Below are 18,501 nucleotides of genomic sequence, written 5' to 3'. Positions count from 1 at the left end.
GTGGGGTGGAGGAGCGCGTCCGGACGCTGCGAGGAGCATCAGGTGTTGTCCGAGCACAGTCAACACGCTTCAATGCGTGGTGATAATCGACGTGAACAGTCGGCGCGACATGTGAACGCCCCCGCGCCCCGCTAGCTGGATCACGGCACGCAAGGCGCCGAATTGGCGGATTCCGATCGTGAATGTTCACGTAGGGCACCGGTGTGTGAATATCCGTCCTGACTTGGCTCAGGGGAGGCATGCGATGCGACAGACCGCCGCACGGTCGGATGTGGCCGAGGCCGAACTGGCACAGGCCCTGCGCACCGGACCGTTCCACCTCGCCCTGCGCACCGCGCTCGCCGCGCGCGGGCTGGCCCTCCACCGCGTGCAGCACCGGCTGGCGCAGCGCGGCGTCAAGGTCGGAGTCACCAGCCTCAGCTACTGGCAGCAGGGCGCCAGGACCCCGCGCCGCGCGGAGTCCCTACGCGCCGTACGCGCCCTCGAAGACGTCCTGGACCTCCCCAGCCACGCCCTGACCCGACTCCTCGAACCGGCGCTGCGCCCCGAGGCCGAACGCCCCGCCGCCCGCTCCTACCGCACCCTGCACGAACAGGCCGAGTCCGTCGCCCTGTTGATCGCCGACCTCGGCTCCCCCCTCGACGGCGGCCTGCACACCGTGTGTCACCTGGAGCGCATCCACATCGGCGCCCGCCGGGAGCTGGCGGCCCGCGACTCACAGCACGTGGTCCGGGCGCACCGGGACGGCGTGGACCGGTACCTCGCCATCCACCAGGGCGACCACGGCTGCGAGCCCAGCCAGGTACGGGTGCGGGCCACCGACAACTGCCGCGTTGGACGGCTCCGTTGGCACTCGGGAACGGGCGTGCTGGTCACCGAGTTGCTCTTCGACACCCGGCTGCGCGCCGGCGACACGCACGTGTTCAGCTACGTCGTCGAGGACGGCACGGGCGGCCAGAGCACCGAGTACGTGCGGGGCTTCCCGTTCGCGGGCGGCCAGTACGTGCTCCAGGTCCGCTTCGACTCGGCCGCCCTGCCCGTACGGTGCCACCGCTTCGCGCAGGGCTCGACGGGCGCGGCCCGCAGCGGCCAACGGGAACTCACCCTGAGCGGCCAGCACCGCTCCGTCCACCTGGCCGAACAGGGCGTACGCCCCGGCATCCTGGGCATCGCCTGGGACTGGTCGTAACCCGCGTGCCCCACACCCGACGCGTCCGCGCGCGGCCGGAGCGCGCGACCGCTCCCCGCTACCCGAACGCGGCCACGAAACGCCGCTGCCACGGCGTCTCCACGGCCCGGGGCGCGTAGTGCCGCCGGACGTACGCCACGGCCTCGCCGGCGGGCACCCCGTCCAGTACGGCGAGGCAGGCCAGCGCGGTACCGGTCCGCCCGACCCCGCCGCCGCACGCGACCTCGACGCGCTCGGCCTCGGCGCGCGCCCACGCCTGCCGCAGCGCCTGGCCGAAGGCCGCGCGGTCCTTCGGCAGCCAGAAGTCGGGCCAGCGCACCCACCGGGCCTCCCACGCGACGGGAGGCGGCCGGCGGCCCCGCAGATAGAGGGCGAAGTCCGGTCGCGGCCCGTCGGGCAGCGGATGCCGCAGCCCCCGTCCGCGCACGAGCCGGCCCGACGGCAGTCGCAGCACCCCCGCCGCCGCGGGCTCCCAGGTAGCGATCACACCGCGAGCCTAACTCCCCCGTCACCGCGACGCCTTGGCCCGGCTCCGCGTTGTTCACTCACGGAGGCGCTCACCTCCGGGCGTCTCGCGCCGCCGGCGGGGCCGCGGGTGCTACGCCTTGGGCCCCGCGACCAGCTTCCCGCCCTCCAGGCGCACCGGCACCGCGGGCAGCGGGGCGCCGGCCGGGCCGTCGAGCACCTCGCCCGTCACCGGGTCGAACCGGCTGCCGTGACAGGGGCACTTGGCCTCGCCGTCCTCGATCTTGCTGAGCGTGCACCCCGAGTGCGTACAGACCGCGCTGCGCGCCGTGAACTGCCCCTTCGCCGGCTGCGCGACCAGCAGCCGGTCCTCGCGGTAGAGCTTCGTCCCGCCCACCGGCACCGCGTCGGGCGCCCCCAGGTCCACCGGGGCGGTCGGCGTCGCCGGCCCGGGCCCGTCGACGCCCGCCGAGCACGCGGCTACGCCGAGCCCCGCGACCCCCGCCAGTGCCGCCCCTCGCAGCACGGTCCGACGGCTGGCGGGCTGGCAACTCATGGGAACTCCACGGGGATGTTTCAGGGAACTGGATCACGAAATGGGCACCGCCGACGATACCCGGCCGGAGCTGCGGGTCAGCGCCCACGCGAGCGTTTACGCACCCCGCTCCCGTACGGTAACTTCGGCCCGGCCCCGGGCGCCGAGCAGCCCCCTCACCTCGGTGAGCGCACGCCGGTCACCCTCCCCGGCGACGGTTCGGGCGGCGTGGCGGACTGGCCGCGGCACGCCCGTCGAAAGGCTCCGACGTGACGACCCTGCACGAGGTGGCGCGACACGCGGACGTCTCGGCGGCCACCGTCTCCCCCGCGCTGACCCCACCCCGGCCCCTGCGTCCCGCCACCCGCGCCGGCCGGCCGGCTTCGCGCTCCGCCCGCCCGCGCCGCACGCCGCGTCCGCGCCCCCTCCCGGCCGCCCGTCGCCCCGAACCAGCGCCCGACCCCTGAGCAGGCGCCCCCCGCCGCCCGGCACGCCGCTGGCCGGCGCGCACGCGCCATGGTCACCCACCTCGCCCCTGGAAGGACTCCCACCCGTGATCGTCGTCGCCGGAGAAGCCCTGATCGACCTCGTCCCGAGCACAGCGACGCCTCCCGAGGCCGACGCGCGGCTGGTGCCGCTGGTCCCCCGCCGGGGCGGCGGGCCGTACAACACCGCTCTGGCCCTGGGCCGGCTGGGCTCCCCGACGGCGTTCTGCTCCCGCGTCTCCACCGACGGCTACGGGGCCGCCCTCCTCGACGCCCTGCACGCCGCCGGCGTCGACACCGCCCCGGTACAACGCGGGCCGGAGCCGACCACGCTGGCCGTGGCCGAGGTCAACGCGGAAGGCTCGGCCGGTTACGTCTTCTACGTGGAGGGCACGGCCGATCGCCTCTTCCAGCTCCCGGCCGCCCTGCCGCCCGGCACCACCGCCCTCTCGCTGGGCACGTGCTCGCTGGTCCTAGAGCCGGGCGCCACCGCGTACGAGGCGCTGCTGCGCCGAGAGGCCCAGCGCGGGGTGTTCACCGCGCTCGACCCGAACATCCGGGCCGACCTGATCGCGGACCCCGACGCCTACCGGGCCCGCTTCGCCAGTTGGCTGCCGCACCTCGACCTCCTCAAGCTCTCGGTGGAGGACGCGACGTGGCTCGCCGGATCGGCCGACGTCGCCGCCGCCGCGCGGGGCTGGCTCGCGGCGGGCCCCGCGGCCGTCGTCGTCACGCACGGCGCGGACGGGCTCGGCGTCCACACCCGGGACGCCGGCGAGTTGCGGGTCCCCGGGGTACGGGTCGACGTGGTGGACACCATCGGGGCGGGCGACACGGTCAACGCCGCGCTCCTGCACCGGCTGGCTTCGCACGACGCGCTCTCCGGCGCCGCCGTGGCCAGCCTCGCGCCCGGCACCTGGCGCGACATCCTCTCCTTCGCCGCCCGCGCCTCGGCCCTCACCTGCTCCCGCGCCGGCGCGGAGCCCCCCTTCGCCGCCGAACTGGCCTGACCCTCGGCCCCTCCCCTTCAGCGCGAAGAGGCGGCGGGCTGTCACGCGCGCCGGCCGTCGCCCTCGCCCGTACGTGTGCGGGGGCGACGGGCCGGCGGGCCCGCCACGCCTGGCCTTCTCCGTGGCGGGGCCGGCCCGCTTCGCCGCCTGAGGCCGCGCCCGCCAGGCAGGCCAGCGGGCGACCGGGCGCGGCCTGCCTCGTGCGGTTCGCCGCTAGCGCGCGGTCCGCTTCGTCGCGGTCTTCTTGGCCGTGGCCTTCTTCGCCGCGCCGGCCTTCTTCGCCGCCGTGGCCGTCGCCGCCGCGGTCTTCTTCGCGGGCGCCGCCTTCTTCGCGGTCCGCTTCCGCGCCGGGGCCGCGTCCGCGTCGCTGACCCGGTCGCCCAGCAGGTCCCGGAGGAACTTGCCGGTGTGGCTGGTCGGCACGGACGCCACCTGCTCCGGCGTGCCCTCCGCGACGACCAGCCCGCCGCCGCTGCCGCCCTCGGGGCCCATGTCCACGACCCAGTCGGCCGTCTTGATCACATCGAGGTTGTGCTCGATCACGATCACGGTGTTGCCCTTGTCGACCAGTCCCGACAACACCCGGATCAACTTGCTGATGTCCTCGAAGTGCAGACCGGTGGTCGGCTCGTCCAGGACGTAGACCGTACGGCCCGTGGACCGCTTCTGCAGCTCGCTGGAGAGCTTGACGCGCTGGGCCTCGCCACCGGAGAGGGTCGGCGCGGACTGGCCGAGCCGAACGTAGCCCAGCCCGACCTCGTTGAGCGTCCGCAGGTGGCGCGAGATGGCCGGTACGGCCTCGAAGAAGTCCAGGGCCTCCTCGATGGGCATGTCCAGCACCTCGGCGATGGACTTGCCCTTGTAGTGGACCTCCAGCGTCTCGCGGTTGTAGCGCGCGCCGTGGCAGACCTCGCACGGCACGTACACGTCCGGCAGGAAGTTCATCTCGATCTTGATGGTGCCGTCACCGGAGCAGTTCTCGCACCGGCCGCCCTTGACGTTGAACGAGAAGCGGCCCGGCAGGTACCCGCGGACCTTGGCTTCCATCGTCTCCGCGAACAGCTTGCGGACGTGGTCGAAGACACCGGTGTAGGTCGCCGGGTTGGAACGCGGGGTCCGACCGATCGGCGACTGGTCCACGTGCACGACCTTGTCGACCAGGTCGTCGCCGTCGACCCGGGTGTGCCGGCCCGGAACCGAGCGGGCCCCGTTGAGCTCCCGCGCCAGGTGCGTGTACAGGATGTCGTTGACCAGGGTCGACTTCCCCGAGCCGGAGACGCCGGTGACCGCGGTCAGCACGCCCAGCGGGAACGACACGTCGATGTCCCGCAGGTTGTTCTCCCGCGCGCCGTGCACCGTCAACTGCCGGTCGCGGTCCACCGGACGCCGCTGCGGCGGGGTCGGGATGGCCTTCTTGCCGGCCAGGTACTGCCCCGTCACCGAGGCGTCGTTGGCCAGCAGCTCGGCCAGCGGCCCGCTGTGCACGACCTTGCCGCCGTGCTCGCCCGCGCCCGGGCCGATGTCCACCACCCAGTCCGAGGTCTTGATGGTGTCCTCGTCGTGCTCCACGACGATCAGCGTGTTGCCGAGGTCACGCAACCGCACCAGGGTCTCGATCAGCCGGTGGTTGTCGCGCTGGTGCAGGCCGATGGAGGGCTCGTCGAGCACGTAGAGCACGCCGACGAGGCCGGAACCGATCTGGGTGGCCAGCCGGATGCGCTGGGCCTCGCCGCCGGAGAGGGTGCCGGCGGCCCGGTTCAACGAGAGGTAGTCGAGGCCCACGTCCACCAGGAAGCGCAGCCGCTCGTTGACCTCCTTGAGCACCCGCTCCGCGATGGTCTTCTCGCGGGCGCTCAGCTTGAGGGCCCGCAGGAACTCGGCGCACTCGCTGATCGACATCGCCGAGATGTCGGCGATGGACCGGTCCTGAACGGTCACCGCGAGGACGATGGGCTTGAGCCGCGTGCCCTCACAGGTCGGGCACGGCACCTCGCGCATGTAGCCCTCGAAGCGCTCCCGGCTGGCGTCGCTCTCCGCCTCGGAATGGCGCCGCTTGACGAACGGCACCGCCCCCTCGAAGGCCGTGGTGTACGCGCGCTCGCGCCCGTACCGGTTGCGGTAGCGGACCTCGATCTGCGTCTTGTGCCCGTTGAGCAGGGCCTTCCTGGCCCGCTGCGGCAGCCCCGCCCACGGGATGTCGGTGCGGAACCCCAGCGCGTCCGAGAGCGCGCCCACCAGGCGCGCGAAGTAGTCCTTGGTGTGGCCGTGCGACCACGGGTGGATCGCGCCCTCGTCCAGCGACTTCTCCTCGTCCGGAATGATCAGCTCCGGGTCGACCTCCATCCGGGTGCCGATGCCGGTGCAGTCCGGGCAGGCGCCGAAGGGCGAGTTGAACGAGAAGGAGCGCGGTTCCAGCTCCTCGAAGGAGAGGTCGTCGTACGGGCAGTAGAGGTGCTCCGAGAACATCCGCTCGCGCTGCGGGTCGTCCTCGTCGAGGTCCACGAAGTCCAGGATCACCATGCCGCCGGAGAGCCCGAGGGCGGTCTCCACCGAGTCCGTCAGCCGCCGCTTGGCGCTCTCCTTGACGGTCAGGCGGTCCACCACCACCTCGATGGTGTGCTTCTCCTGCTTCTTGAGCTTCGGCGGCTCGGAGAGCTGCACCGTGGCCCCGTCCACCCGGGCCCGGCTGTACCCCTTGGTCTGGAGGTCCGAGAAGAGGTCGACGAACTCCCCCTTGCGCTCGCGCACCAGCGGGGAGAGGACCTGGAAGCGGCTGCCCGGGGGCAGCTCCAGGACACGGTCCACGATCGCCTGGGGTGACTGGCGGGCGATGGGACGGCCGCACTCCGGGCAGTGCGGCTTGCCGATCCGGGCGAACAGCAGCCGGAGGTAGTCGTAGACCTCGGTGATGGTGCCGACCGTGGAGCGCGGGTTGCGCGAGGTGGACTTCTGGTCGATGGAGACAGCCGGCGAGAGACCTTCGATGAAGTCCACGTCGGGCTTGTCCATCTGGCCCAGGAACTGGCGTGCGTAGGAGGAGAGCGACTCGACGTACCGGCGCTGCCCCTCGGCGAAGATCGTGTCGAACGCGAGAGACGACTTGCCCGACCCAGAGAGCCCGGTGAAAACGATGAGGGAGTCACGCGGGAGGTCGAGCGAGACATTCTTTAGATTGTGCTCGCGAGCGCCACGGACGATGAGACGGTCGGCCACGCCGGTCGGCACCTTTCTTGAGAGAGGCGGAGCGGAGCGGTGCCCCGGAACCCAGGGTATGGGGGGCGCCCCAGAGAGATGGTGGTTCGATGCCACACACGAGCGTATAGCACGCACATTCGAATTACGGCGAGAGTCTGCCACCTTCACCCGATCGAGTGGCGCGCATTAACGTTGGATCATGACTGACTTCGCGCACGACGCGGCTGCCGTGCAGGCTGCCACCGATCGCCTGCTGACCGCGGTGACCCCACTGGACGACGCGGCGGCCGCCCGTCCGTCGCGGTTGCCGGGCTGGACCCGGGGCCACATCCTGGCCCACCTCGCCCGCAACGCCGACGCCATCGTGAACCTCCTCACCTGGGCGCGCACCGGCGAGGAGACTCCGATGTACGCCAACGACGAAGCGCGCAACGCCGACATCGCCCGCGACGCGAACCGTCCGATGATCGTGCACCTCGACGACCTCCGCACCAGCGCGTTTCGCTTCAATTCAGCAGCCGCGGCCCTTCCCAAGGACCGGTGGGACTACGTGGTCGCCATGCGCAACGCCGTCACCGAGCGCGCTGCCCGGCTCCCCTTCCGCCGCCTCATCGAGGTCGAGCTGCACCACGTCGACCTGGACATCGGCTACGAGCTCACCGACCTCCCGGCCGACTTCGTGCAGCGGGAGGTGGAGTTCCTCACCAGCGGCAAGTTCGCCGGCCACGCGGACGTGCCCGCGTTGACGCTCACCGTTCCCGGTGGGCACACCTGGCACACGGGTCGCACCGGAGAGGAGCCCACCACTGTCGAGGGTACGCCCGTCGCGCTGCTCGGCTGGCTCACCGGCCGCTCCGACGGCTCCGACCTCGCCGCGAACGCTCCGCTGCCCACCCTCCCGCCACTAGGCTGAGGCCATGACGTACAGCGGAGCGGTGGAGGTCGGCGGCCCCGCCGACGTGCACGAACTGCCCGACCTCATGATCTCCAAGATCGCGGTCGGCCCGATGAACAACAACGCGTACCTGCTGCGCTGCCGGGCCACCGACGAGCAACTCCTCATCGACGCGGCCAACGACTCCGCGCGCCTGCTCGACTTCATCGGCGACGACGGCATCGCATCGGTCGTGACGACGCACCGGCACGGCGACCACTGGCAGGCGCTGGACGAGGTGGTGCGGGCGACCGGCGCGCGCACCTACGCCGGCCGGCACGACGCCGAGGGCATCCCCGTCGCGACCGACGTCCTGGTGGACGACGGCGACACGATCCAGGTGGGGCGGGTCACCCTCACCGCGCGCCACCTGGTCGGACACACCCCGGGCAGCATCGCCCTGGTCTACGACGACCCGCACGGGCACCCGCACGTCTTCACCGGGGACTGCCTCTTCCCCGGCGGCGTCGGCAACACCTGGGGCGAGGAGCGTTCGTTCGCGAGCCTCATTGACGACGTCGAGCGCAAGCTCTTCGACGTCCTGCCCGACGAGACCTGGGTCTACCCGGGCCACGGGGCGGACACCACGCTCGGCGCCGAGCGTCCCCACCTCGGCGAGTGGCGGGAACGCGGCTGGTAGTCGGCTCGCGGCGGGCCTCGCCCGCACAAGGCGGTGCCCCTGACGTCCGTGGACGTCAGGGGCACCGCCTTGTGCGCCGCCGCGCACGGCGGCTTCCCACTCGATGCTCCGGAGGGGCGCCGAGCGACGTTTCGCCCGTAGCGCGCCCCTCCGGGTCGACCCGTCAGACGTCGACGCTGTCCTTCTCGGCGTCCGCTTGGGCCTGCTTCTTGGAGGCGCGCAGGCTCGTGATCGTGGTGACGACGAGCACCGCGCAGATCACGCCGAGCGAGACCGGGATGCTGATCTCGGGGACGTGCACACCCGACTCGTGCAGCGCGTGCAGCACCAGCTTCACACCGATGAAGCCGAGGATGATCGACAGCCCGTACGAGAGGTGGACCAGCTTCTTCAGCAGGCCACCGATGAGGAAGTACAGCTGCCGCAGTCCCATCAGGGCGAAGGCGTTCGCGGTGAACACGATGTACGGGTCCTGGGTGAGGCCGAAGATCGCGGGGATCGAGTCCAGCGCGAACAGGACGTCCGTCGTACCGATCGCCAGCATCACGATCAGCATCGGCGTTATCAGCCGCTTGCCGTTCTGGACGATGAAGAGCTTGGTGCCGTGGTACTGGTCGGTCGACGGGAAGCGCCGCTCCACGAGTTTCAGGAAGCGGTTCTCCTCGAACTCCTCGTCCTGCTCCTCGGCCCGCGCCTCCTGGATGAGCTTCCAGGCGGTCCAGATGAGGAAGGCGCCGAAGATGTAGAAGACCCAGGCGAAGTTGGCGATGATCGCCGCGCCCGCGCCGATGAAGACGGCGCGCAGCACCAGCGCTATGAGCACGCCGACCATCAGCACCCGCTGCTGGTATATCGACGGCACCGCGAACTTCGACATGATCAGGACGAAGACGAAGAGGTTGTCGACGCTCAGCGACTTCTCGGTGATGTAGCCCGCGGTGAACTCACCGGCCGGCTGACCACCCCCGAAGACCAGCAGTCCGAGCGCGAAGAGACCGGCGAGGACGATCCACACCACGGTCCAGATACCGGCCTCCTTGATGGAGACCTCGTGCGGTTTGCGGCCGCCGATGAAGAAATCGACGGCGATCAGGGCGGACAGACCGACAATGGTCAGCACCCACAGGGTCAAGGAAACGTCCACTGCTCCTCCGGCAGATTGCGTACGGCAACTCTCAGCGTTGTCGCTGCCGGAGGTCTCTTCCGCCTGAGTCGGCCGTATGTGCTACCGACGGATCAGGCCGACGCCCCGGGACCGGGGTCCGTGATGACGGGAACGTCGCTGTAGGGAGTACTCCCCTCCGCACACAAGAGAGTACAGGGAAACCCAAGGAATAGTAAAGAGAGTAAAGGGAGAGCTAAAAGCGCAGAACGCGCGGGCGCCCCGGCGCCTCGACCCCGAGCCGGTGGTCGAGGCGCCGGGGCGCCCGTCGGCTGTCAGCACGCGGCGGCACTCAGTCCGCGATGTCGTGCCCCCCGTAGGACTCCCGGGCCCGCGTCACCTGGCTCAGCACGCGCGTCAGGACCTCGCTGCCCTGGGGCGCCAACGATGGCTCGAACGTCCACGCGTGGCCGACCCAGGGATCGGCGAGGTGGTCGTCGGCGACGGGGGTGACCCGCAACAGGGCGCGCCACAGCGGGTCGAGCGCCGGCCCGTAGGCCCGCGCGTCCTCCCGGTCGGCCACCATCATCAGGTGCACCCCGACGGACGGCCCCTCGTCCGCGAGGTACCGCAACTGGTTCACCGCCCGGTCGTCGAACCCGTGCGGGAAGTCGTTGACGATCAGCAGTTGCTGGGCGGTGTCCAGGTCCCGTGGGAGGGCGTCGACGGCGCCGCTGCGCACCGCCATCTGCACCAGGTCGACCCGCTGGGTCAGCTTCGCCAGCACCGCCGCCACGCCCTGCGCGCCGACCGCCGGCGCCTCGGGCAGCACGCCCGTGCTGGTCAGCGGGGTGAGCGCGGAGGCGCCCGCCCCCGCGGGGTCGATCACGTGCACCGTGAACTCACCGACCGGGTAGACCGCGATCAACCGCGCCGCGTGCGCCACGGCGCTCTCCATCGCGAGCCGTCGCATCTCCGTGGGGTCCACTATCGCCGCGTCCGAGGACCCGCCACGCCCGCTGTCCACCCACAGCCCGCGCTCCAACGGCAACCGGACGATCATGGGTATGCGCAGGTCCGTGCGCTCGGGCAGGTGCAGATCGCCCAGGCGCAGCGCCATGGGCATCTCCATCGGCACCTCGTACGCCTGCCACACCGGGCTGCTCCAGCGGGCGTAGGCCGGCGGTAGCGCCGGCTCGACCACCTCGGCCTCGGCGACGAGCTGCGCCAGGTCGCGGTCCAGCACGGCCCGGGCCTGCTCCACGAGCCGCGTGTGCTTGTCGCGCGCCTCGGTGCGCGCGGCGTCCGCGAGCGGTCCGACGCGCGTCCGCGGGTCGGAGAGGACCGCGTCGAGCTCCTTCTCCATCCGCGAGTCCGCGAAGTCGACCGCGCTGCGATAGGCGGCCGTGCTCCGCGCCAGATCCTCGAACATGCCCCAGACCTGGTTGTACAGCCGCTCCTCCGTCGTCCACCCCGGCGCGTCACCCGCCACGGGTCGCGGCGGTTGGCCCTGCGGACCGGGCTGCGGGGCGGCCGGGGGCGGGGTTGGCGCCGCGGACTGTCGGCCCGGGTGCCGGTAGTTCACGGGCCCGCCGGCCGGCGCGGCCGAGGCGTCCGCGCCGCCCGGGTCCGGTGCGCCGATCGATGCGGGAGCCGCGCCGGCCACGGGGCCGGACGCGCTCGCTCCCTGCGTGGGATCGCCTCCCGCCGTGGCCGTCCGCACCCGGCCGTCGCCGCCGTTGGTCCGCGCCGGCGGCGCGAGCGACCTGGCCATGCCGCGCGCCACCGCGTCGTTGATCTCCGCGGCCAGCGTGGCCGCCTCGGGCAGCCCCTGGTCGTGGAGCATGGCCGCGAGGCCGCCCGCGTACCCCTGGCCGACGGCTCGGACCTTCCAGGCGCCGTTCCTGCGGTACAGCTCCAACGCCGTGACCGCGGACTCCGCGTCGAGGTCGGTGATGGTGAACGTGGCGATCTCGTCCCCGTCGAGGTCGGTCACCGCGACGAACGGGGCGGCCAGGCCGCCGAACCGCACCGGCCCGCCCACCCCGGTGGGCAGCGCGAGCAGCACGGTCACCGTGTGGACGGCCTCCGGCATCGCGCCGAGATCGACCGCGAGGCGGTGGTCGGCCGCGGCCTGCCGGGACACCTCGAGTCCCGGCATCTGCGGAGCGGCGGGATGCGCGACCCAGTCGGCGCTCCGCACCCTTCCCTGGTCGTCTCCGAGTGTCGCTCCGGCGACGACGGGCTTGCCCGCCGCTATCCGGACCTCCAAACGGGTCTGAGGCAGCGGGTGGTTCTGCCCCCGGACCAGCTCGGCCGTCATCACTGCGCCCTCTCGTTGGTGGTGTGCGTGGGTGCGCCGAGTCGCCGTGGCGTGCGGTCGGCCTGGCTTGTCGTACGGGCTGGCTTGTCGTACGGGCTGGGCGGCGGGCCGGGCTCCGGCGCGGCGAGTCCCGCACGCTCTGATGAGCTTCCGCGGGCGGGCCGGCTACCGTACGCGCCGGCCCTCCGTTGCCCGTTGGTGGCTCGGCCGCGCGGCCCGCGGCAGGTCCGGGTACGCGCCGCGCCCCGTGCCCGCCCGGTCGAGCGGCCGGGGTCGGCAGGGGCGCGCGGCGGTCGGGCGTACCCGGTGCCGGTCCTTACAGGTGCGGGACGATCGACGGCATCAGGTCCTGGAACGTACGGCCGTTGGCCGGCGTGCCGATGGCCGTCATCTGCCAGCCGCTCCCCGCGCGGTGCACCTTCGCCATGATCTGGGCCGTGTACTGCCCGCCGCCCGTGAGCGTGTAGCGCGCCATCTCCTGGCCGTTGGTCTCGTCCACCAGGCGGCAGAAGGCGTTGGCGACCTCGGCGAAGGTCTGGCCGGTGAAGGAGTTGACGGTGAACACGATCTGGTCGATGTGCACCGGAACCCGCTGCAGGTCGACCAGGATCGCCTCGTCGTCGCCGCCCTGCCCCGCGCCGCCGACCAGGTTGTCGCCGGTGTGCCGGACCGAGCCGTCGTCACTCGTCAGGTGCCGGAAGAACACGACGTCCACCGGCTGCTTGTCCGCGAAGAGCACGGCCGACGCGTCGAGGTCGACCTCCTTGGTCCGCGACCCGAACAGGCCACGGCGGGGCGCGGACTGCCAGCCCAGGCCCATCCGAACGGCGGTCAGAGTGCCGCCGTCGGCCTTCTGAAGGCTGATGGCCTGGCCCTTGGACATGTTGACCGTCACGCGCTGTACCTCTCTCGCTGCTTCCCCGGCCGCCCGTCTGTACGGCCTGTTCGAACCCTATGCACTGCGCCCGCGGCCCTGACCACCCGCGTGCGGCTTTGTGTCGCTCTTGCAACACACCGTCGGCGCGTCCCCTCGCCGGCCACACCCGGGCGCGCTGGCGGCGCACTCGGCCCGCCGGCCCCGTCAGGCCAGCCCGGCCTCACGCATCTGCCGCAGCTCCTTCTTCAGCTCGCCCACCTCGTCGCGCAGCCGCGCCGCGACCTCGAACTGCAGGTCAGCCGCGGCGGCTCGCATGCGCTCGGTCATCTCCTCGATGAGTTCGGCGAGTTCGGCCGCCGGGCGGTCCGTCGGCGTGGCGTCCTTGCCCTTGGCGGCCTTGCCGCGCGTGGACTGCTTGGCCAGCGCGGGCACCGGGGCCTTGCCCTTGCCCTTGTCGGGCTGGCGGTAGCCGGTGCCGAGCAGTTCCTCGGTGTCGACCTCCTCGCGGGCGATGGTCGCGACGATGTCGTTGATCTTCTTGCGGAGCGGCTGCGGGTCGATGCCACGCTCCGTGTTGTAGGCGATCTGCTTCTCGCGGCGCCGGTTGGTCTCCTCGATGGCCGTGGCCATGGCGCGGGTGACCTTGTCGGCGTACATGTGCACCTGGCCGGAGACGTTGCGCGCCGCGCGGCCGATGGTCTGGATCAGCGACGTCCCCGAGCGGAGGAAGCCCTCCTTGTCGGCGTCGAGGATGGCCACCAGGGAGACCTCGGGCAGGTCGAGGCCCTCGCGCAGGAGGTTGATGCCCACCAGCACGTCGTACTCGCCCGCGCGCAGTTCGCGCAGCAGCTCGACGCGGCGCAGCGTGTCGACGTCGCTGTGCAGGTACCGGACCTGGATGCCCAGCTCGATCATGTAGTCGGTGAGATCCTCGGCCATCTTCTTGGTGAGCGTGGTGACCAGGACGCGCTCGTCCTTCTCGGTGCGCAGACGGATCTCGTGGATCAGGTCGTCGATCTGGCCCTCGGTGGGCTTGACCACGACCTCGGGGTCCACCAGGCCGGTGGGGCGGATGATCTGCTCCACGAACCCGTCGCCGCGGGCGAGTTCGTACTTGCCGGGGGTGGCCGACAGGTAGACGGTCTGCCCGATGCGGGTCAGGAACTCCTCCCACTTGAGCGGGCGGTTGTCCATGGCGGACGGGAGCCGGAAGCCGTGTTCGACCAGGGTGCGCTTGCGGGAGGCGTCGCCCTCGTACATGGCGCCGATCTGCGGAACGGTCACGTGCGACTCGTCGATGACCAGGAGGAAGTCCTCCGGGAAGAAGTCGAGCAACGTGTGCGGCGCGGAGCCGGGCTCGCGGCCGTCGATGTGCAGCGAGTAGTTCTCGATGCCCGAGCAGGTGCCGATCTGGCGCATCATCTCGATGTCGTACGTGGTACGCATCCGCAGCCGCTGGGCCTCCAGCAGCTTGCCCTGCTTCTCCATCCGGGCGAGCGTGTCGGTCAGCTCGGCCTCGATGCGGGTGATGGCCTTCTCCATGCGCTCGGCGCCCGCCACGTAGTGGCTCGCGGGGAAGACGTGGAGCTCCTGGTCCTCGGAGATCACCTCGCCGGTCAGCGGGTGCAGCGTGGACAGCGCCTCGATCTCGTCACCGAACATCTCGATGCGGACGGCCAATTCCTCGTAGACCGGGAAGATCTCGATGGTGTCGCCGCGCACCCGGAAGGTGCCCCGGGTGAACGCCATGTCGTTGCGCGTGTAGTGGATGTCCACGAAGCGCCGCAGGAGGCGGTCGCGGTCGACCTCGTCGCCGATCTTGAGGTGGACCATGCCCTTGACGTACTCCTGCGGCGTGCCCAGGCCGTAGATGCAGGAGACGGAGGCCACGACGACCACGTCACGACGGGTGAGGAGCGAGTTGGTCGCGGAGTGGCGCAGCCGCTCGACCTCCTCGTTGATCGAGGAGTCCTTCTCGATGTAGGTGTCCGACTGCGGTACGTACGCCTCCGGCTGGTAGTAGTCGTAGTACGAGACGAAGTACTCCACCGCGTTGTTCGGCAGCAGCTCGCGGAACTCGTTGGCGAGCTGGGCCGCGAGGGTCTTGTTCGGCGCCATGACGAGCGTGGGCCGCTGCAGCTTCTCGATCATCCACGCGGTGGTGGCCGACTTGCCCGTACCGGTCGCGCCGAGCAGGACGACATCCTTCTCACCTGCTCGGATGCGCCGTTCGAGCTCGGCGATCGCCGTCGGCTGGTCACCGCTCGGCTGGTAGGGGCTGACGACCTCGAAGGGCGCCACCTTGCGTTGGATCTGAGATTCGGGCCGCATGGAACTACCGTACGGCTCACCACTGACAACGGCCTCGGCACAGACCCGTAGCCTGGCGTCTCGCCAGCCCACGAAAACGGCGCTAAGCATCCGATCGATCACTCTTCGCATCGATCCGGACATGCCTGGGCCGCGGAAATGCCAGTTCACGGCACGGGCGCGACAAACGAAAGGCCATTGACCATGTACGAGTACAAAGTGATCCAGATTCGCGAAAAGCTGATCGGCGGCAAGATGTCGCCCGACAAGATCGAGGATCTGCTGAACAAGCACGCGGCCGAAGGGTGGCAGCTCAAGGCGATGACGGCCGCCGACGTGAAGGGGCGCATAGGCCCCGGCGGCGTGGAGGGGTTGCTCGTCACGTTCGAGCGCCCGCGCCGCTGACGCCCAGGGGCGAGCCGCCGCCAGGGGCGAGCCGCCGGAGCCCCGGAGGGGCCACGTGAGCCCGTCCGGGGCTCCGGAGGGGCCACGCGAGCCGCCGGTCCGGGGCCGGGTCAGGGCCGTAGCGCCGCGAAGGCGGCCATCCGCCGCTCGTGGTAATCGACGTCCTCCGCGTCGTGCGGCACCCCACGGGCGACCGCCGACGCGTAGTACGCCGCCTCCCGTCGCAACCGGTGCCGCATGAGCTGGGCCATGTCCGCGTCGTCCAGCTTCTCCACCGTGCCACCCTCCGCCAGATAGGCGTCCACGAACCGACGGCAGGCGGCCCAGTCGTCGCCGAACTCGCCGGCGAACTCCAGGGCCGCGCCCGCCAGTTCCAGCTCGGGCGGGGCGACCAGCGCCTCGTCCCAGTCGAGCACGGCCACCAGCCGGCCGTGGGCGTTCACCAGCAGGTTGCCGTGGTAGTAGTCGCCGTGCAGCGGATGCGCCCGCCCGACCCGGCGGGAGAACGCGGCCAACCAGGCGTCCAGCTCCGGATCGCGCAGGGCGGGATGCGCGTACGCCACCTCGCCGCGCAGCCCGACCGTCAGGTCCGCGACCACCGGACGCCTGGGCACGACCGCCCCGGACAGCGCCCGGTGCAGCCGGGCGAGCAGCCGCGCCGCCCGCTCCGCCTGCCGCTCGTCCGCCGCGCCGACCCAGCCGCCCTCGACGTACGGCCACAGCGAAACGGGCCTGCCCTCCGCCCGCACGACCGTACGGCCATCAGGCGTACGCAGCGGCACCACGGCCTCGACCAGCCCACCCCGCGCCGCGCACCGGGCCACCGCGTGGCACCACTCGGCCTCTTCGGACGTGCGCCAGTGCGGCCCGACCCGGATCACCACGGCGCGCGGCGAGCCGGCACCGCTCGTATCGTTCACGTGATAGGCGGCGGACTCCTCGCCGCCGTGGAGGCGACGCGCGCCACCACTGAGTTCAACCCCCCACGCCTGCCCGACAACTGTCCGGATTCGCTCCGAAAGCGGTATTTCCGCGAAGGCCACGGCGCACCTCTCGTTCAGTTCCTGTCCATCCCACACCTATCTCTCGGTACGGAATGACTGGGACTCTCTGCCCGTCCTGTCCGTTTCTGATTCACCCGACGCGAGGAGTCCCCATGCACATCCGTTCCGTCGCCGCAGCTTCCGGCATACTCCTGGGAGCGTCCGCCCTCCTCCTGCCCGCGGCGTCGGCCCAGGCCGCTGACCACCCGCACAGACCGGTCACCGTCGCCCACCGGGGCGCGTCGGCCTACGCGCCGGAGAACACGCTCGCCGCCGTGGACGCCGCCGCCGACCGGAACATCGACTGGGTCGAGAACGACGTCCAGCGCACCAAGGACGGCAAGCTGGTGATCATCCACGACACCACGCTGAACCGCACCACCAACGTCGAGGAGGTCTTCCCCGACCGCACGTCGTGGAAGGTCTCCGAGTTCACGCTCAAGGAGATCAAGCGGCTGGACGCCGGTAGCTGGTTCAGCCCCGAGTTCGCCGGCGAGCGCGTGCCGACGCTGGAGCAGTACATGAACCGGGTGAGCAGGAACCACCAGAAGCTGCTGATGGAGCTCAAGGCCCCCGAGCTGTACCCCGGCATCGAGCGCCAGACGCTGAACGAGCTGCGCCGCCAGGGCTGGCTCGACCGCCAGCACGTCAAGCACCGGCTGATCATCCAGAGCTTCAGCGCCGATTCGGTCAAGACCACGCACGAGCTGCGCCCCGACGTGAAGACGGGCTTCCTCGGCACGCCGGCCGTGGCCGACCTGCCCAAGTACGCGAAGTTCACGGACCAGATCAACCCGAGCCACACGACCGTCAGTTCCGACTACGTCGCCGCCGTGCACGCGCTGCGCGGGGCGCACGGCAAGCCGCTGGAGGTCTACACCTGGACCGTGAACGACGCCGCGAAGGCGGTCAAGGTCGCGGACATGGGCGTGGACGGGATCATCACCAACTACCCCGACGTCGTCCGTGACGCGGTGGGGCACAAGGCCAAGCCCGCTGCCGGCCGGAACGCGGTACCGGCGACGAGCGCGGCGGCGTAACACCGCCCACCACGGCCGACGCGGACGCCGGCACGGAGCGTCGCTCCGCGGAGCAGGCGGGCTCGATCGTCCTCGTGTGAGGCGATCGGGCCCGCCGCGCCCGCGTACGGCCTGATCCGCGTCCGACATCTGCGGGTTCGCCCCACCGGCCAGCCCCCGAGCACGGTCCACGCGCTCCGCGTTCTCGCAAGTCAACGGCGATTGTCAGTACGGCGATCTACGCTGAACGCGTGAACATCTCAGAGCAGGCGGAGCCGGCCACGCGCGCGGCCCGCCCCGTGGCCACGGCGCCGGAGCGGGCGTCGGACCGGGAGTCGGCCCCGACGGACCGCGGGGCGGGGCGGCCGGGCAGTCGCACCCTGGCCTGGCAGACCATCGACACGCCGATCGGGCCGTTGCTGCTCGCCATAACGGAGCAGGGCCTGATCCAGGTGGTCTTCCACGCCAACGCGGCGAGAAGCGCCGACGCACTCGACCGGCTCGGTCGCCGGCTGGGGATCACCGCGCCCTCCTCTCCCTCGCCCGATCACCCGCCGGTCGCGGCGGCGGTCCGGCAGTTCGAGGCGTACTTCGACGGCGAGCTGCGGGACTTCACCCTGCCCCTTGACTGGTCGCTGATCTCGGGCTTCAACCGCCGGGTGCTCCGCGAGCTGGCCGCCCATGTGCCGTACGGCACCGTGGTCGGCTATCAGGATCTCGCCGTCAGGGCCGGTGAGCCGGACGCCGCCCGCGCGGTCGGCGTGGCCATGGGGGCGAACCCGATTCCGGTCGTCGTGCCCTGTCACCGCGTCGTCGAGAGCGACGGAGGCATAGGTGGCTTCGGGGGCGGCCTGGAGATGAAGCGCACGCTGCTCGCGCTGGAGGGCGTTCTGCCGCAGCCGCTGTTCTAGGCCATCCGGCCCCACCCGTCCCCTGCCGCGTGGCCGCCTCGGCGCGCGGGGGGCCTGC

Annotated in this window: 15 protein-coding genes; 7 read left to right on the top strand and 8 right to left on the bottom strand. The window is 71.5% G+C overall.

The window, feature by feature from the left end; translation table 11 throughout:
- The first annotated feature begins 244 nt into the window (after nucleotides 1-244).
- Entirely contained in the window at nucleotides 245-1,189 is a 945-nt protein-coding gene (locus OYE22_RS26945; RefSeq protein WP_277322811.1) for a hypothetical protein, read from the top strand.
- 58 nt (nucleotides 1,190-1,247) lie between these two features.
- Here OYE22_RS26945 and OYE22_RS26940 read toward each other — a convergent pair whose 3' ends face one another.
- Both OYE22_RS26940 and OYE22_RS26935 read right to left on the bottom strand, forming a co-directional pair.
- Nucleotides 1,248-1,676 (bottom strand): protein-tyrosine phosphatase family protein, encoded by a 429-nt coding sequence (locus OYE22_RS26940; RefSeq protein ID WP_277322810.1) that lies wholly within the window; start codon nucleotides 1,674-1,676, stop codon nucleotides 1,248-1,250.
- A gap of 111 nt (nucleotides 1,677-1,787) precedes the next feature.
- On the bottom strand, nucleotides 1,788-2,210 hold the full coding sequence (locus OYE22_RS26935) for a Rieske (2Fe-2S) protein (protein ID WP_277322809.1): 423 nt from the start codon (nucleotides 2,208-2,210) through the stop codon (nucleotides 1,788-1,790).
- A gap of 532 nt (nucleotides 2,211-2,742) precedes the next feature.
- On the opposite strand from OYE22_RS26935, the gene OYE22_RS26925 reads away from it, so the two are divergent.
- Complete coding sequence (locus OYE22_RS26925; RefSeq protein ID WP_277322808.1) at nucleotides 2,743-3,684, top strand: carbohydrate kinase; 942 nt, start codon at nucleotides 2,743-2,745, stop codon at nucleotides 3,682-3,684.
- Nucleotides 3,685-3,897: 213 nt separating this feature from the next.
- Here OYE22_RS26925 and uvrA read toward each other — a convergent pair whose 3' ends face one another.
- Nucleotides 3,898-6,897, bottom strand: a complete 3,000-nt coding sequence (uvrA, locus tag OYE22_RS26920; RefSeq protein ID WP_277322807.1) for an excinuclease ABC subunit UvrA — start codon at nucleotides 6,895-6,897, stop codon at nucleotides 3,898-3,900.
- 181 nt (nucleotides 6,898-7,078) lie between these two features.
- Here uvrA and OYE22_RS26915 point away from each other — a divergent pair, with 181 nt between their 5' ends.
- The gene (locus OYE22_RS26915; protein WP_277322806.1) at nucleotides 7,079-7,792 is read left to right on the top strand and encodes a maleylpyruvate isomerase family mycothiol-dependent enzyme; all 714 of its coding nucleotides are present in this window, start codon (nucleotides 7,079-7,081) and stop codon (nucleotides 7,790-7,792) included.
- A gap of 4 nt (nucleotides 7,793-7,796) precedes the next feature.
- Nucleotides 7,797-8,453 (top strand): MBL fold metallo-hydrolase, encoded by a 657-nt coding sequence (locus OYE22_RS26910; protein ID WP_277322805.1) that lies wholly within the window; start codon nucleotides 7,797-7,799, stop codon nucleotides 8,451-8,453.
- A 163-nt stretch (nucleotides 8,454-8,616) separates the two neighbouring features.
- On the opposite strand, the gene OYE22_RS26905 is transcribed toward OYE22_RS26910, so the two are convergent.
- The 4 genes from OYE22_RS26905 to uvrB all read right to left on the bottom strand — a co-directional run bounded on the left by OYE22_RS26905 (nucleotide 8,617) and on the right by uvrB (nucleotide 15,086).
- Nucleotides 8,617-9,597: a TerC family protein gene (locus tag OYE22_RS26905; protein WP_277322804.1), complete on the bottom strand. Its 981-nt coding sequence runs from the start codon at nucleotides 9,595-9,597 to the stop codon at nucleotides 8,617-8,619.
- Between the two features lie 310 nt (nucleotides 9,598-9,907).
- On the bottom strand, nucleotides 9,908-11,878 hold the full coding sequence (locus OYE22_RS26900) for a TerD family protein (RefSeq protein WP_277322803.1): 1,971 nt from the start codon (nucleotides 11,876-11,878) through the stop codon (nucleotides 9,908-9,910).
- A gap of 316 nt (nucleotides 11,879-12,194) precedes the next feature.
- Nucleotides 12,195-12,773, bottom strand: coding sequence for a TerD family protein (locus OYE22_RS26895; RefSeq protein WP_277322802.1), 579 nt, complete (start codon nucleotides 12,771-12,773; stop codon nucleotides 12,195-12,197).
- Nucleotides 12,774-12,959: 186 nt separating this feature from the next.
- Nucleotides 12,960-15,086 carry an excinuclease ABC subunit UvrB gene (gene uvrB, locus OYE22_RS26890; RefSeq protein WP_277322801.1) on the bottom strand — a complete coding sequence of 709 codons (2,127 nt, stop codon included), beginning with the start codon at nucleotides 15,084-15,086 and terminating at the stop codon, nucleotides 12,960-12,962.
- 183 nt (nucleotides 15,087-15,269) lie between these two features.
- Here uvrB and OYE22_RS26885 point away from each other — a divergent pair, with 183 nt between their 5' ends.
- Nucleotides 15,270-15,470, top strand: coding sequence for a DUF4177 domain-containing protein (locus OYE22_RS26885; protein ID WP_277322800.1), 201 nt, complete (start codon nucleotides 15,270-15,272; stop codon nucleotides 15,468-15,470).
- 110 nt (nucleotides 15,471-15,580) lie between these two features.
- Here the strand turns inward: OYE22_RS26885 and OYE22_RS26880 are convergent, their stop codons facing one another.
- Nucleotides 15,581-16,480 carry a phosphotransferase gene (locus OYE22_RS26880; protein WP_277324339.1) on the bottom strand — a complete coding sequence of 300 codons (900 nt, stop codon included), beginning with the start codon at nucleotides 16,478-16,480 and terminating at the stop codon, nucleotides 15,581-15,583.
- A gap of 146 nt (nucleotides 16,481-16,626) precedes the next feature.
- Here OYE22_RS26880 and OYE22_RS26875 point away from each other — a divergent pair, with 146 nt between their 5' ends.
- Both OYE22_RS26875 and OYE22_RS26870 read left to right on the top strand, forming a co-directional pair.
- Nucleotides 16,627-17,553: a glycerophosphodiester phosphodiesterase family protein gene (locus OYE22_RS26875; RefSeq protein ID WP_277322799.1), complete on the top strand. Its 927-nt coding sequence runs from the start codon at nucleotides 16,627-16,629 to the stop codon at nucleotides 17,551-17,553.
- 359 nt (nucleotides 17,554-17,912) lie between these two features.
- Complete coding sequence (locus tag OYE22_RS26870; RefSeq protein ID WP_277324338.1) at nucleotides 17,913-18,443, top strand: methylated-DNA--[protein]-cysteine S-methyltransferase; 531 nt, start codon at nucleotides 17,913-17,915, stop codon at nucleotides 18,441-18,443.
- Nucleotides 18,444-18,501 lie beyond the last annotated feature (58 nt).

Source organism: Streptomyces sp. 71268, from assembly GCF_029392895.1.
Classification (GTDB): Bacteria; Actinomycetota; Actinomycetes; order Streptomycetales; family Streptomycetaceae; genus Streptomyces.
The sequence above is the reverse complement of the archived record's forward strand: the minus strand, read 5'-3'. Positions and strand labels throughout refer to the sequence as shown.